We start from the raw sequence: 13,888 nt of genomic DNA on the forward strand, positions 1-13,888 counted from the left end.
TCAATTGATGGGCCAATCGTCCTATTTTCCTTATTTTCCCTCTCGACATCAAACTTTCGTTGTGGTCTTTCTTTGGACAAACTGGCATAGGATAGCTACAATAGAAAAAACCTCGTAAGGAGATGCTCATGCTCGAACATATCACACAGCTATTCATGCAATATGGGATGTGGGGACTCGTTGCCATGGCATTTTTGGACTCATTTATTAGTCCGATTCCTCCGTTTTTTATGCAAATTGCGATGAGTCTGCTCGATCCAGGCTCAGCGATTCAGTTTGCGACAGTAGCCTTTACTGCTTCCGTCCTCGGCGCTCCCATCGGATTTTTGTTGGGGAGATGGCTGGGAAAACCACTTTTGCACAAGATTCTCCCTGAAAAATGGGTTATCGTAGCGACGGAAAAATTCGCAAAAAACGGGGATGCTGCCGTACTGATCGGAGCTTTTACCCCCATTCCTTTCAAGGTTTTCACTGTGCTCTCTGGCGTATTCAATTACTCGCTGACCAAGCTCATGTTTTATGCGGTCATTGGGCGAGGATTGAAGTTTTATTTGATTGGCACCTTGTTTTATTTATACGGAAAACACGCAAAGGTTCTAATCGATGAATACTTTGAGATCACTCTGCTGGCGGTCGCAACAGTAGTTGCTGCGATCTGGTTTATTTGGAACATCCGCCGCAAGCGATACGCGTAAAAATCAAAAGCGCCCTAGCCACCTCAACAAGTGGTCGAAAGGCGCTTTTTGATTATCGGGTCGGAACAATAGCGGACTGTTGGGCCCACTCTTCTGCGCTGACAGACTGATACTCCACCAGTTGGGTAAAGAACTGTACATCCAGCAAAGAATCAGCTTGAATCCCCCGCTTTTCTTGTGAATGGAAATGCTTTACGGCATACAGCTTTGCCAAAATGTATTTGCGCGCATTTCCCTCACGTGTCACCTGATCCTCTGCTTCGCTGACGATGCACGATAAGGTGTACAAATCTACCATATGGTCCGCGAGCGCTTTTAATTTGTACGTCAAATAATCTTGGGTCTGTTTCATGAGATAGGCGATATTTTCCTCCAGGATGGCCAGCTCTTTCCGAACCAACTCGGCGTACGGCTGTGAAAAGGCATGCTTCCAGTCAGCTATCCGTTCCCGAAGCAATCTGTTAAACACTTCGTAGCTGTTTTCTTTTTGCATCACACGCAAAATATCGAGTGCAAGTATATTCGAGGTGCCTTCCCATACGGTCAAAACTTGCGCATCTCGCAACAGACGCGGCGTCACGTATTCCTCGATATAGCCGTTACCGCCATGAATTTCAATCGCGGTATGGGTCGATTCGACAGCCTCTTCCCCTGTACGGTATTTCAGCAAAGGAATCAGCAGGCGAGCAAGCGCGTTATCCTCTTTGCTAGCGGAATCAGACTGCAAGCGATCATAGACAGCAATCATATCAAACACCGCACCCGTGCTGACCTCCGTATCCAATAAGAGGCTGACCAGCATTTCTTTAACCATCGGGTACTGATCGATTGGTTTCCCGAATGCACGACGTTGCTCGGCATAATACTTCGCTTCGTAAAAAGCTCGACGCATAATCCCAATCGAAGCAATCGCGTTGCAAATGCGAGAGAGGTTCAGGGCTTCTGCCATGTACTTGAAGCCGTTCTGAGGCTCCCCGATCAAATAGCCCTCTGCCCCGTTCAATAGTATCTCCGCAGATGGTACAGCGTTGACTCCCAGCTTATCTTTCAAGCGGCGGACCTGGATATGATTGCGTTCGTTGTCAGGCTTTATCCATGGCACCAAAAACAGTCCGAGCCCTTTTGTCCCCGGTTTCTCCTCATCGATTCTCGCCAAAACAGTCGCAACAAATGCTCCAGCATTGCTCGCAAAAAACTTTTCTCCTGTCAATCGGTACACACCGGGCCGACCTGCTACTGGCTCTGCTACAGTCAAATTCGCACCGACATCCGAGCCGCCCTGTCTCTCCGTCAGCCAAGTAGCTCCCTCATAGAAGTGATTTCGATCGCGAGAGGTCAGTCCTGTTAGATACTGCTCCTTTTGTTCTTCGCTGCCATAGCGATCAATTAAATAAGCGGCTGACATGGACAAGGTGACAGGGCAATAGAAGCCCGGCTCAGACTGACTCACGAGATAGCCCATGAAAAAGGAATAGCTATACGGCGCTTTTTTCCCCAGCTCAGGAATTTCTTGATACAAATAGCTGACGATGCCTGCTCCGTAAACCTCCGCTACTGTTTCCTTGTAGCCTTCATTGGTAATGATCTCGGAAATATCCTCACCCAACCGATTGTACTTGCGCAATCTTGGCTTGCCTTCTCTGTCTGTATAGGCGGCACGCTCATCGATGGGTCCTGCCACTTGCGCACCTAGCCAGCTCAACTGCTGTCTTGCCCATTCATGCATGGAAGCAGGGAGATAACGTTCCAGCAAGTAATGGAGGTTGGGATCTTCTTTGAAAAAGTTTTGCTCCTGTGGCGTACGCGGGTACGGGATGTTGTCGCTGTATGTTCGCTGATCAATGCTCGTTTGCAAATCACTCATCGCAGTTCCACTTCCTTTTGGGAACTGACATCACGCAATACATGCTTCAGGACTTTTCCGCTCGTGTTCCGCGGCAGCGCAGGAACGATTTTCACCTGTCGCGGGAGCTTGTAATCGGCGAGATGACCACGCAAAAAGCCTGGGATTTCCTCTAGCCACTCTCGATTGGTATCGACTCCTGGTTTCAGCACCACATAGGCCGTAACCGTCTCACCCCACTCAGGATGCGGCAAACCTACAACAGCTACCTCGCCAATCGAAGGATGACGCTCTAACAACTGCTCGATTTCCTTTGGGTAGACGTTTACCCCGCCCGTAATCATCACGTCTTTTTTGCGATCAATCATCCACAGAAATCCATCCTCATCCACGCGTGCAATATCGCCTGTGTACACCCAACCATCGCGTATAGTTTCTGCTGTGGCCTCTGGATTGTTGTAGTATCCTTTCATTGTCCCTTCTCCGCGCAAGCGAATTTCGCCCGCTTCGCCATTGGCGCATCGCTCTCCTCGCTCGTCTACAACCTCCATTTCGGCGAACAATACACCACGATTGCCAATACTGCCGATTTTGTCCGGGTGCTCTCGGTGCAAGAGACACATTCCGGTTGGCCCCGCCTCCGTCAAGCCGTAGACGCACGCCAGTTTATCGCGGCCATAAGCTTCTTCCATGAGCGAAGCCATCTCTTTGGACAACGGAGCCCCGCCATACATCCAATATTCGATGGAAGACAAATCGTACGTCGCAAACTCGGGATGTTTCATCGTCAGCAAATACGCCACTGGCGCTCCGAAGAAATGCGTAATCCGATGCTGCTGCACCAAATCCAAAAGAAGCTGCGGCGAAAAGGTAAGAGCCATTACCTGGGTGGCGCCAAGCATAAGCCCTGCAATGAAAAACAGATGGAGGGGAGCCGAATGACTCAGCGGCATCAAATGTAAAATTCGTGAGCGATGTGTCATCGTCAGTTCAATTGACATCATTTTCGCGACAGTCAATAAGCTTCTATGTGTATACAGCACCCCTTTAGGCCGTCCAGTTGTGCCAGATGTAAACAGGATGCTGACCTCGCTATCTTCGTTCATGTTCGCCAAATACGGCTGTGAAGTAAGCGCATTCATTTTATCAAAAGACACGCCACTGGCATCCCAGTCAGCGATTCCATACCAATTCCCTTGCCTCGCACCTGTTTTGATTGCTACAAGCTGTGGCGCTTGAAGGACCCACTCATTCACGATAGGCACGAGGGCATCATGAACAAGAAGTGCCTTCGCTCCGGCTTGTTCACATATATGTCGTACTTCTTCTTGTGTTGAACGTGCATGAATCGGTACGACGAGGGCTCCACTGCGAATGACAGCGACGTAAAAAATGGCAAACTCCGGGCAATTGGGCATCAGCATGACAACCCGATCCCCTTGGTCGATGCCAAGCTCTCGCAAATGGCAAGCCCACTGAGTAGAGCGTGTATCCCACTGGGAAAAGCTGACCTCTACATCTCCTGCAACCAGAGCGGACTTGTCAGGGTATTTCCTTCCGTTTGCTGCGAGCAGAGCTGATACGTTCATCGTTTCTCCTCCTCATTTTCTTCAAGCAATTTTTGTTCAAAGTTTTGCTTGTAGACGAGAATGTCTTCTCTCAGTTGTCGGAGTTCCATGATTTTCTCGTCGATCTCAGCCAGCTTTTGGTTGCCGTACTCAATCGTTCGCAAAAGCTGGGCACGACCTGTACGGTCCTCACCGAACAGCTCAATCATTTCGCGAATCTGATCCAACGAAAATCCGAATCGCTTCCCTCGCAGAATGAGTCGCAGCCTGGCACGATCCTTGCGGCTGTAGTGCCTGCTTCCCTTTTCTGTCCGACTGGGGGAAATCAAGCCGAGCTCCTCGTAGTACCGAATCGTTCTGGTGCTGACATCCAATTGTTGAGCAAGATCAGAGATGGTCCACGATTCTTCCTTCTGTATTCCTTCTCTGCTCATGTCAAGCGCCCCTTACTTATATTTATAAAATTCTAAATTTACCGAATAAAACGATTGTAACTTCCGTTTACGTAAACGTCAACTTGATGAAAAATTTATCGGGCCAATCACCAATCTATTATTCGCCCATATATTGTTATTGTGATTTTTGTGGAAGGAGGTGAAGCAATGGCCGTCATCAAAGCGAACTCCAATGATGTAGATATGCTTGCCAGGCTGATCCGCGCAGAGGCTGAGGGCGAAGGTGAGTTGGGCATGTTGATGGTTGGCAACGTTGGGGTAAATCGGATTTTAGGTAACTGCCTTGACTTCAAAAACATTCGCAGCATGCGTGACATGGTCTATCAATCTCCGGGAGGATTCGAAGCGATCCAGAAGCCGTATTTCTATCAACGGGCCAGGGAAAAAGACAGACGACTGGCACGGCGTGCAATCAATGGAGAGAAAACCCGCCCTGCGAGCAACGCATTGTGGTTCTACCGTCCTGCCGGAAACTGTCCAGCTACCTGGTGGAATCAACAAAACTCCGGTCGCTTTAAGGCACACTGCTTCTTCGTTCCAACACCAGCAGATTGTCCACGCGTCTATTAAAAAGGAATAGATAGATAAAGGAGCGAGTTCATCATGAGTCAACAAATGCCTTACACTGGTTTCCCTCAACAACAATACGGCTACGACATGTACCCATCCGCCCAGTATCCATACGGCATGCCTCAGCAACAGCAGCAGATGATTCAGCAGCAGCAACCTCAACTGGTTCCGATGCAGCCAAGCGGAGCCTGGATTCCGGGAACGCCCATTACTCCTGGGCAAGTGATGGAAGAATCGTACATCGAAAACATCCTTCGCCTGAATCGAGGCAAAGTCATTACGGTGTACCAAACATTTGAAAACAACAGCCAATGGAACGCTAAAATTTTCCGCGGTGTCCTCGAAACGGCTGGCCGCGACCACATCATTCTCAGCGATCCGCAAACCGGCAAACGCTATTTGCTCCTCATGGTCAACACGGATTACATCACGGCGGACGAAGAGTTGAATTACATCGCGCCTCAGCTTCCAACAGGAATTCGGTAAAAAACCAAGCACAAAAAGACAGTTTTCGTCGGCTATCCCCGGGGAGAACTGTCTTTTTGACGTCGATACAATTCCATGCTATTAATGTTAGAAACACGACCGCTTTGCAAAGGATGAGGAAGAGTGGCATTTGGGATTACACGAGATGAACTAAACCGCTGGAAGCAAGCCGTTAGTCGAGGCGAATTGGCATTTCTCACCCACTATTGGCTGGACCCCCGGTTTCCTGGAATCAAAACCGTTACCAAAGTAGGCTGTGCCAATTACTCGTTACTGACAGACTGGTGCCTTGCCAACGGACTCGATCCTGTCCACATTCATAACCGTGCACCCTTCCCACATTTTGATTTACTTGGCGAAAAACAAATCCAGATCTTGCAAAAGGAAGGCTTGTGGGATCACTTGGAGCGCTTCCGCATGCTTGATGATGGACGAGACTAGGACGGATCTTTTTGCACGTGATAGCCCTGCTCACCATAAGGCGCCAGCTTTTTCATCCATTTATCTTCGAGTTTTTCCAGTGCATCCTTCAAGTCAAAGTACGGATGGTCTTTCTTCTCCACCTTCTCCAGTACTTCGATTTCAAAAGCGTCCGGACCGTATTTATCCCAGTCTTTTTGCAGCTCACGATTCGGATGCGAACCATGCTGAAGCATAAACTTTCTACCGTTGATCGTTTTTAGGTTATTCGTGCTGGCGATGAAAACTTTGTCATTCTGCTTGTTTTTGATTTGATAAACACCTGCATCGACTTCTACTTCTTTATACATCTGCTTGAGCTCTTGTTTGCGATTCATCTGTTGCGCCCCCCGTTCCTCTCCTTCATTTTCCACAGCGATCCGCCAATATTGACTGCCGTCAGCCTGTCTGTCCATCAACCCAACATCGACTAAATATCTCCGCAAGGTCACATAATCGTCGTAGAGACCTTCCAAAATCTCATTCACTTCCCGCTCGGAGTAGAAACGATCGAGCTCAAACTTTTTGGAAATCTCTTCGAGTAAGATGAGTTTATGCTTTTGCTTGCGCGGGAATCGCTCTAATCGACCTGATAGTCCATTCGGCAGGAATTTCTTTACGATCGCAGCATACTCTGTGACATCGCCATCTTTCGTGGAATTCTTTTGCTTACTTGATTTGGCATCATTAGACGATTGATTTTTATCCGCTTCATGCAATAATTCCATCATGACCAGGAATACCTTGGCCTGACGTTCTTTTTCCTTGAGTGCAAAGCGGTGATTACGGATCGTCGATGCACTGCCAATCCCCATTTCATGTTGAACCTCGGCGTCTGTCTTGCCCTGGTAAAAAAGGCGAAGCAAACTAACCTGATGATCAGACAAGCCCGTCAATCGTTTATCCAACTGGCTCAGGTGAGTAAAGACAGAACCGTGCGCAGCCTCGATATGATGGCGCATAAAACGGGACGCTTCGTACAGGACACCCTCCACTGGATAAATGATTCCTTTCTCCACCTGTTCCCCACAGAGCAAACACATAAAATGTTCGTCTTGTTCGATGTAACCTTGCTTCCATTCTTGAAGGGAAGCGCTCCAAAATGCTTCATGAAGACTCATCTATAAACACAACCTTTATTCGTTTGATTTATTATAGATAACTTATCATTGTGTTTGTTTTATGTCAAACAAAAAAGCTCTCTGTTGTGTAATCGCACAACAGAAAGCCTTTTTGTCTATGCTTCACTGGCTCGCATCGCAAGACTTGCTTGCGTCAACTCTTTTAAAAATGCCAGGCGATCTCCTTTAAAGAAACGTCCTTCTGTTGCTGACCGTTTCTGCCGATAGCGGATCGCCAATCGGTTCACCAAGCGATTAATCTCCAGATGTTGTTCCTCTTCCATCGTAAACCGTACAGCGTATTCGTAATAGTCCGTTTCCCACGGAATCGTGCGGACTACGTGGCCGTACATTTTCAGAGCCTGTCCGCACAATTCCGTCGCAAACTGCAGAACGAGCTGGTCATTTGCTGGCATTTTGAGATGAGAGAGAAAACGAAGTCCACCTGCCCCGATATCCTCGATCAATACCTGCGTGCTCCCAATCTCCATGGTTTTCCCTTTGACCAGCACAATGGTCATGTCTGCACAGAGGGCGTATTCTAGACGTAAGCGAAAAAATTCACGTTGATGCCCCTCTGATCTACCTGGCATTGTTTTCTCCTTCTTTCTCTTCTCATAGTGGGTAACACGCAAAAGAAAGAGCGCCTGTCATCTTGGCGCCTTTCTTTTTATTTTTTGGGCTTTCGGTATCTGATCTCCTGCTCTTTCACCTGAAAGCGATTCCATAATTCTCTCTCATCATGTGTGATGGAATCATGCTTTTCCAGCCGGAAGAGGAGTCTAACGACCACCCAAACAATCAAAAGAAACGCAAAAAAGATAACCAGTGTAAGAAACATCATAAAACCTGCCTCCTCCCATTTACTAACAACATATGGGAGGAAGCAAAATAAGATAACCAAATGTGTCAAAAACGTGACGAATCCTTTTTTCTAGAAGGTAGTCACACTTCGCGGCTTCTCGGGAACAGCAAACAGCCTATCCAAAATGGGAAGCTTTTCTGGGGCATCCAGCTCCAATTGCCCGTATTGATACAGCTTGCGGGCAGTTACTACACCCATCACGAGCGAAGAAAAATCCGAAATATCTAGCTGCACTGAAATGTCAGGCTCCACTGCCTCCCCTAGTTCCGGACGTCCATCGACAAACTTGATGAGCCATGTTCCTGCGTTCTCAGGCAGAAACGAATCGCGGATCGTCAGCTTCATATTTACCGTTTCCGAACCAAAATGGTGGTGGGACAGCTGACGGAAAAATCCCGGTACATCAATGATCCGATACATCAGACCGACTCCAGATACATGGCTCTCATGATAAATGCTCCACAACAGCGAATCCGTCCCATTGCCCGGATCAGATAGCAACAAGTGAAAATCTTCGTCCGGCGTCGTAAACTCAATCCTTTGAATCTGATCGGCCTGGCTACGCAGGAAAGAAAGCAGTTGCGCAAGTACTTCGCGGCTCTCATACAGAAATTCTCTCACTTCAATGTTGTTGAAGATTCTGTTTTTTTCATGGGCGCTCTGGAACTGGAAAGCGAGATAGCCACCTAGCCTCCCTTCCTTTTTGTAGCCGACGGTAATCCATTCAGGACCATCGAGAAGTCTGTCCCATTCTCGATCTGTTCGCTTGATCATGCCATGCGTTTGACGGGCGATTCGATGATAGCAAGCTGACAGTTCTTCCTTGTCCTCTTTTCCTATATAGACGATTTTGTCCTTGCCTACAAACGGCAGGCTGGACGGCTTGAACTTGTATTGGTGAACCTTGGTCCCTATTCCAAAACCCATTTGCTTGTAAAAATCAACACGAAACGGATAGAGAGAGACCAGCGAGATTCCCCGCTCCCGATAGCTGGAAAGAAAACCTTGCAGCATTGACATGGCCACTTTTTCCTTTTTATGCAAAAGGTCTACGGCGACCAGCCCAATCCCCCCAGTCAAAAGCGGTGTACCGTGAACATTCATAGGAAAATCATACCATTTCATTATACCCAATAATCGTCCATCACGGTAGCATCCGTGGTAGCTGACTTGTGGGTCGTTTTCGATCGTCTCCCTTACGCGTTCGGCAAATCGCTGTCTGCTCTCAGCACCCAGAAGATTGCTTCCAGGGTAGCTCATTGCTGCAATCCTAACGACCTCATCGATATCGTCAATGGAAACCGGTCGAATCTCCTCCATCGTCTCATGCACTCCTGTCCACAAGAATTTGGGCATCTAGGAAAATAGTAACGATGAAAGTAACAACTGGCAATATGAAGTTTGTATTTTTTGGAAAACTGTAACCAATTATTGAAAAACGCCCGCACTCGGCGGACGTCTTCGGTTTAATGTGTCTGCTTGACTCGGTTTCCTTTTGCGATCAAAAGCGACAGAACAAAGCTGCCTGTCGCAAGCACTAAGGTGCCCGTGAAGACCACATGAACACCACTAGCCAATAAGTCTCGGATCTGTGCCAGCTGTGCCACAGGGATCGATCCGTGTTCAAACGAGGCCCCTAAATTCGTATGACCACTTGCTACAGTCACCATGTTGAACAACATTCCGAATACAGCTGCCCCGAAGGTTTGGCTAAATGTACCCGTGAATGTATTGAGGGCAACGGCAGTCCCCCTCTTGTCGACTGCAACGGATGATTGGATTTTTACCATGATGATCGGGGAAATGAGTCCCATTCCCAAACCAATCAAGCCTACAGCCACATAAATGAGGTATCCCGCTGACTGAGAGGACAGGAGGCTCAACAATGTTGTCGCTACCGTCAGAACGGCTGTCCCTGTGATAAACAATTGTTCAGCTCTCAGCTTGCCTAGCAAGTTCCCGGCAAGGATAGAGCCGATCGTCCAGCAAACCGGCATCGGTGTCAGGACAAAGCCAGCCATTGTCGCACTTTCTCCCAAAACTCCCTGGCTCCAGATCGGCAAGTAAACCACCATGCTGATGACAATTCCATTGGTCAAGAGCGTCAGCAGATTGATCATGGTCACGTTTCGATTGGTAAAAAGCGAAAGCGGAATCAGCGGCTCAGGCGATTTCTTCTCCACCGATACAAACACCAGATAGGTCACCAAAGCAAATACGATCAAGGAAATCGTCACCGGACTGGTCCAGGATTGATCTTGGCTGCCTGTCAGCAAGGCATACAACAAGGCGATGGTCCCGACCGAAAAAATAAGCGCGCCCGGATAATCGATATGGCGCTTTTCTTTGACGGCAAGCTTCTCCTTGTACAAAAAGACGAGCATGAAAAACGATACAAGTCCAAAAGGCAAGTTAAGAAAAAAGATATAACGCCACGTCAGTGTATCGACCAAAAATCCTCCGACCAACGGACCTGCCACACCGGAAAGTCCCCATACAGCGCTAATCCAGCCCTGCGCTTTTGCTCTGGCAGTCTGCTCGGTGTACAAATCACCGATGATGGTCATCGTAATCGGCATGACTGAACCTGCACCCAAGCCTTGGATGGCACGGAAAACAATGAGCTGCCACATGGACGTCGCCACTCCACAGAGCGTAGAACCTAACAAAAAGATGCCGATCCCGATTAACAAAACGTTTTTTCGGCCAAATAAATCAGCCAGCTTGCCGTAAATGGGAGCAGATACGGCAGTGGCAAGCATGTAGATGGCATATACCCAGCTCACCTGTTCAAAGCCTGCCAAATCACTCGTAATACGTGGTACGGCTGTACTCACAATCGTTCCTTCCATCGCAGCAAGGAATGTCGAGAGCATTAGGGCAATCATAATCTGAAGTCTCATCTCGATCTCCTCTCTCTATCTACGCATGATCGCGAGCAGTGAAAAAGCATTGTCTAGTATATCACATTAGAGAACATGTTTTCGCAATCTTTCTCTACCAACGAAAAACCTCGTCTTGTCGATGACAAGCGAGGCATTTCTGTTCCGATCAGGGTTATCGATTGGCTGCGCGTAGTTTCACTGCTGCAAAAACCTGCTGGTAATAATGCACTTCATGTGGTACAAAGTCAGCTTTAACCGCGATCATCGCTGTATCTTTTTGTTCACCATTTTCCGTTAGCAAAAATCCATTCACCGTCATCTGCCCGATCTCGCCTGCAAACAACCGCTCTAACTCTTGCAGCCCGACCCAAAACAGCCCCGTGACTTCTTCTTCCTGTACACGGTACTCGCGTAAGGGCTGATCGCATTCATACAAAAAGGTATGGCACATTTCCTTATCAATGATGGAGGGGGCAACCATTACATCACGAATCACGGCAAGCTCGTCCAATTCCTCAAAACCCACGGACAAGCCCAGCTCCTCCTCCAATTCCCGCACGCCGTCACATGGCTGTTCCGAAGCGAGAAGATGACCAGCAGAGGTAATGTCGAGCAAGTTCGGACAAGTATCCTTTTGTGGATGCCTTTTTTGAAACAACAATTCGATCTGGTCATCTACTACGCGATAAATCCAGCAGTGAAAGGTTCGATGCCACAGCCCCAAGCGGTGTACTTCGCTACGCGATTCTACCCCGATGTGCTGTCCTGCTTCGTCAAATATGTCTAGCTGCTCTTCCTGCATGTTTTCCACCCCATGACTTGTCTCTTGAGCATTTCTTTTCCCCAAGTTACATTCCCGGTCCAGAGCGTGAATTCCTCTCTATTGACGAAAGAAGGGACAGCGACAAACGCCATCCCTTCTAACAACGTTAGTTGATCGATACTTCATCCAGCATCAAGTATCCAACTGGGCTCAGCCAGAAGCCATTTACATTCTTGGATGTAACCGCCACATGATCAATCGTGCGGATTGGCAGGATCGGTACTTCTTTCAGCTCGATTTCTTGCAGCTTTGCGTAAATTTCATTGCGTTTTTGCGCATCTTTTTCGCGACGTCCTTCTTCAATCAGCTTGTCTACCTCTGGATTGTTGTAGAACGCCATGTTACCTGCGCTGCCTTTCGAAGTGCTGTGGAAGACGTTGTACTGGTTGTAGTCGCCATCCCCTGTTGCATTGCCCCAGCCCCCGATGAACATCGCATGCTCACCATTGTCTGTGTGCTCCAGATACGCACCGTATTCCATTACTTTGATCTCCAAATCAATGCCGATGCCTTTCAACTGGGACTGGATGACCTCTGCTACGTTCATGCGTTCTTTACGGTCATCTGTCACGATGGACGTCTTGAAGCCGTTCGGGTAACCTGCTTCTGCGAGCAGTGCTTTTGCTGCATTGACGTCATACGAGTAATCCTGGAGATTCGGGTTGTAGCCGATTACTTTTGGCGACATCGAGGAAACAGCCTGTGTTCCCACATTGTTGTATACCCCTTGTACAATGGCTTGTTTTTCAATAGCATGCGCAACTGCTTGACGTACGCGTACATCATCAAATGGCTTCTTCTGCACGTTAAAGCCGATGTAATCCACACCCAAGCCTTCTGCACGCACCATGTTCATGCCAGGAGATGCCTGTGCACGCTCTACTTCCGTCACTGGAAGCTGATCGCCGATGTGTGCCTCGCCTGCTTCGATCATCGCTACACGAGTTGTATCTTCTGGAACGACCTTGTACAATACTTCATCTACTTTTGGCTTTTCACCCCAATAGGTATCATTTTTTGCGAGCTTCATATCTTGCCCCGGTGCCCACGATGTGAATTTGAAAGGTCCAGTTCCCACAGGCTGCTTCGCCAATGTATCGGAATGCTCGGCGATTGCTTTCGGGCTGATGATACTACCTTCTGAGCTAGCCAAGATGGAAAGGAGCGGTGCAAAAGGATACTCCAGCACGAAATGGACAGTCTTGTCATCCACGATCTTGATTTCTTTGATCATGGAGAAGTTGGATGCACGTGATGATGCAACCTTTGGATCGAGTACACGTTCGAACGTCTTTTTCACAGCGTCTGCTGTAAAGGGTGTACCATCGTGGAACGTAACGCCCTCACGGAGCTTAAACTCCCATGTCAGATCGTCGAGCTGTTTCCATTCAGTAGCGAGTGTAGGCTTGTACTCGCCGTTTTTATCGCGAGAAACCAAGCTCTCATACACTTTTCCATACACATAGTTTGCCGAAGGAATATTGGAGATGAAATGCGGGTCCAGATTGTTGGCGTCTGCCTTGCGGGCTACAATCAGGGTTCCCCCTTCTTTTGGAGCTTCTGCAGCAGTTGTATTCGTCGAACCGGATTGCTCCGAGCTCGCACCACCACATCCAGTCAGCGCTACACTAACTGTCAATGTCAGAGCCAACAAGGAACCGACCATGCGCGTTTTCTTCATTTGTGTCTACCCCCTGTAGAATACTGTCGAAAATTCTGAATGTATTTCTTATTTGCATTATACGGTAGATTTTCAACCGAACCTTTCAGCATCTTTACATCAATTTATAATATTTTTACTTTTATTTAATTTCACGCAGATGGAAAGATACGTGAATTCGTAGCCCCGGTGTAGAAGCGTGTTTCCAGTCTTCGCTTCGGCCTACGCCCCGCAAGGGGTAAAGACTGTCCGTTCCGGAATGACTGACGGGAGCCGCTTCAAAAGTGGTAGCCTCGATGAAGTATTCGCACGTTGAAGCTAAAAACGCTCCCGTCAGTCATCCCTCCACTCGGTCGGGCTCCAGAGGCGCTATGACTGGAAACACGCTTCTTTGGCGTTACTTTTGTCTATTTTTTGATCTGTTTGAAAGGCAATAATGGAAAATTTGTAGAGGTGTT

Annotated in this window: 14 protein-coding genes; 4 read left to right on the forward strand and 10 right to left on the reverse strand. The window is 48.1% G+C overall.

The genetic code is table 11. From position 1 onward, the window contains the following. The first annotated feature begins 128 nt into the window (after window positions 1-128). Window positions 129-695 carry a YqaA family protein gene (locus EL268_RS21710; protein ID WP_106657512.1) on the forward strand — a complete coding sequence of 189 codons (567 nt, stop codon included), beginning with the start codon at window positions 129-131 and terminating at the stop codon, window positions 693-695. Window positions 696-747: 52 nt separating this feature from the next. On the opposite strand, the gene EL268_RS21715 is transcribed toward EL268_RS21710, so the two are convergent. From EL268_RS21715 to EL268_RS21725, 3 genes are read right to left on the reverse strand one after another with little or no spacing between them, the layout of a single operon-like run. Further along, window positions 748-2,559: an acyl-CoA dehydrogenase family protein gene (locus EL268_RS21715; RefSeq protein WP_106657511.1), complete on the reverse strand. Its 1,812-nt coding sequence runs from the start codon at window positions 2,557-2,559 to the stop codon at window positions 748-750. Next, complete coding sequence (locus tag EL268_RS21720; protein ID WP_106657510.1) at window positions 2,556-4,127, reverse strand: class I adenylate-forming enzyme family protein; 1,572 nt, start codon at window positions 4,125-4,127, stop codon at window positions 2,556-2,558. The genes EL268_RS21715 and EL268_RS21720 overlap by 4 nt, the downstream gene beginning before the upstream one ends. Further along, the gene (locus tag EL268_RS21725; protein ID WP_106657509.1) at window positions 4,124-4,540 is read right to left on the reverse strand and encodes a MerR family transcriptional regulator; all 417 of its coding nucleotides are present in this window, start codon (window positions 4,538-4,540) and stop codon (window positions 4,124-4,126) included. Before EL268_RS21725 ends, EL268_RS21720 begins: the two co-directional genes overlap by 4 nt. Before the next feature lie 168 nt (window positions 4,541-4,708). Between EL268_RS21725 and EL268_RS21730 the strand changes: the two genes are divergently transcribed. From EL268_RS21730 to EL268_RS21740, 3 genes are all read left to right on the forward strand, one after another. Further along, window positions 4,709-5,131 carry a cell wall hydrolase gene (locus EL268_RS21730; protein ID WP_106657508.1) on the forward strand — a complete coding sequence of 141 codons (423 nt, stop codon included), beginning with the start codon at window positions 4,709-4,711 and terminating at the stop codon, window positions 5,129-5,131. Window positions 5,132-5,164: 33 nt separating this feature from the next. Next, window positions 5,165-5,617, forward strand: coding sequence for a spore coat protein GerQ (gene gerQ / locus EL268_RS21735; RefSeq protein ID WP_106657507.1), 453 nt, complete (start codon window positions 5,165-5,167; stop codon window positions 5,615-5,617). Window positions 5,618-5,740: 123 nt separating this feature from the next. Continuing rightward, on the forward strand, window positions 5,741-6,058 hold the full coding sequence (locus tag EL268_RS21740; RefSeq protein ID WP_106657506.1) for a hypothetical protein: 318 nt from the start codon (window positions 5,741-5,743) through the stop codon (window positions 6,056-6,058). On the opposite strand, the gene EL268_RS21745 is transcribed toward EL268_RS21740, so the two are convergent. The 7 genes from EL268_RS21745 to EL268_RS21770 form a co-directional block, all read right to left on the reverse strand. Then, window positions 6,055-7,197 (reverse strand): DUF2087 domain-containing protein, encoded by a 1,143-nt coding sequence (locus EL268_RS21745; RefSeq protein WP_106657505.1) that lies wholly within the window; start codon window positions 7,195-7,197, stop codon window positions 6,055-6,057. The two genes, EL268_RS21740 and EL268_RS21745, sit on opposite strands and share 4 nt — an antisense overlap. 116 nt (window positions 7,198-7,313) lie before the next feature. Beyond that, window positions 7,314-7,790 carry a PilZ domain-containing protein gene (locus EL268_RS21750; RefSeq protein WP_106657504.1) on the reverse strand — a complete coding sequence of 159 codons (477 nt, stop codon included), beginning with the start codon at window positions 7,788-7,790 and terminating at the stop codon, window positions 7,314-7,316. 77 nt (window positions 7,791-7,867) lie between these two features. Beyond that, on the reverse strand, window positions 7,868-8,041 hold the full coding sequence (locus EL268_RS32905) for a hypothetical protein (RefSeq protein WP_164724504.1): 174 nt from the start codon (window positions 8,039-8,041) through the stop codon (window positions 7,868-7,870). Window positions 8,042-8,131: 90 nt separating this feature from the next. After that, window positions 8,132-9,382 (reverse strand): GNAT family N-acetyltransferase, encoded by a 1,251-nt coding sequence (locus EL268_RS21755; RefSeq protein ID WP_106657503.1) that lies wholly within the window; start codon window positions 9,380-9,382, stop codon window positions 8,132-8,134. 146 nt (window positions 9,383-9,528) lie between these two features. After that, complete coding sequence (locus EL268_RS21760; RefSeq protein ID WP_106657502.1) at window positions 9,529-10,965, reverse strand: MDR family MFS transporter; 1,437 nt, start codon at window positions 10,963-10,965, stop codon at window positions 9,529-9,531. A gap of 154 nt (window positions 10,966-11,119) precedes the next feature. After that, window positions 11,120-11,749: an NUDIX hydrolase gene (locus EL268_RS21765; RefSeq protein ID WP_106657577.1), complete on the reverse strand. Its 630-nt coding sequence runs from the start codon at window positions 11,747-11,749 to the stop codon at window positions 11,120-11,122. Window positions 11,750-11,876: 127 nt separating this feature from the next. Beyond that, entirely contained in the window at window positions 11,877-13,451 is a 1,575-nt protein-coding gene (locus EL268_RS21770; RefSeq protein ID WP_106657501.1) for a glutathione ABC transporter substrate-binding protein, read from the reverse strand. Window positions 13,452-13,888: the final 437 nt, after the last annotated feature.

It is taken from the genome of Brevibacillus brevis, from assembly GCF_900637055.1.
Taxonomy (GTDB): domain Bacteria; phylum Bacillota; class Bacilli; order Brevibacillales; family Brevibacillaceae; genus Brevibacillus; species Brevibacillus brevis.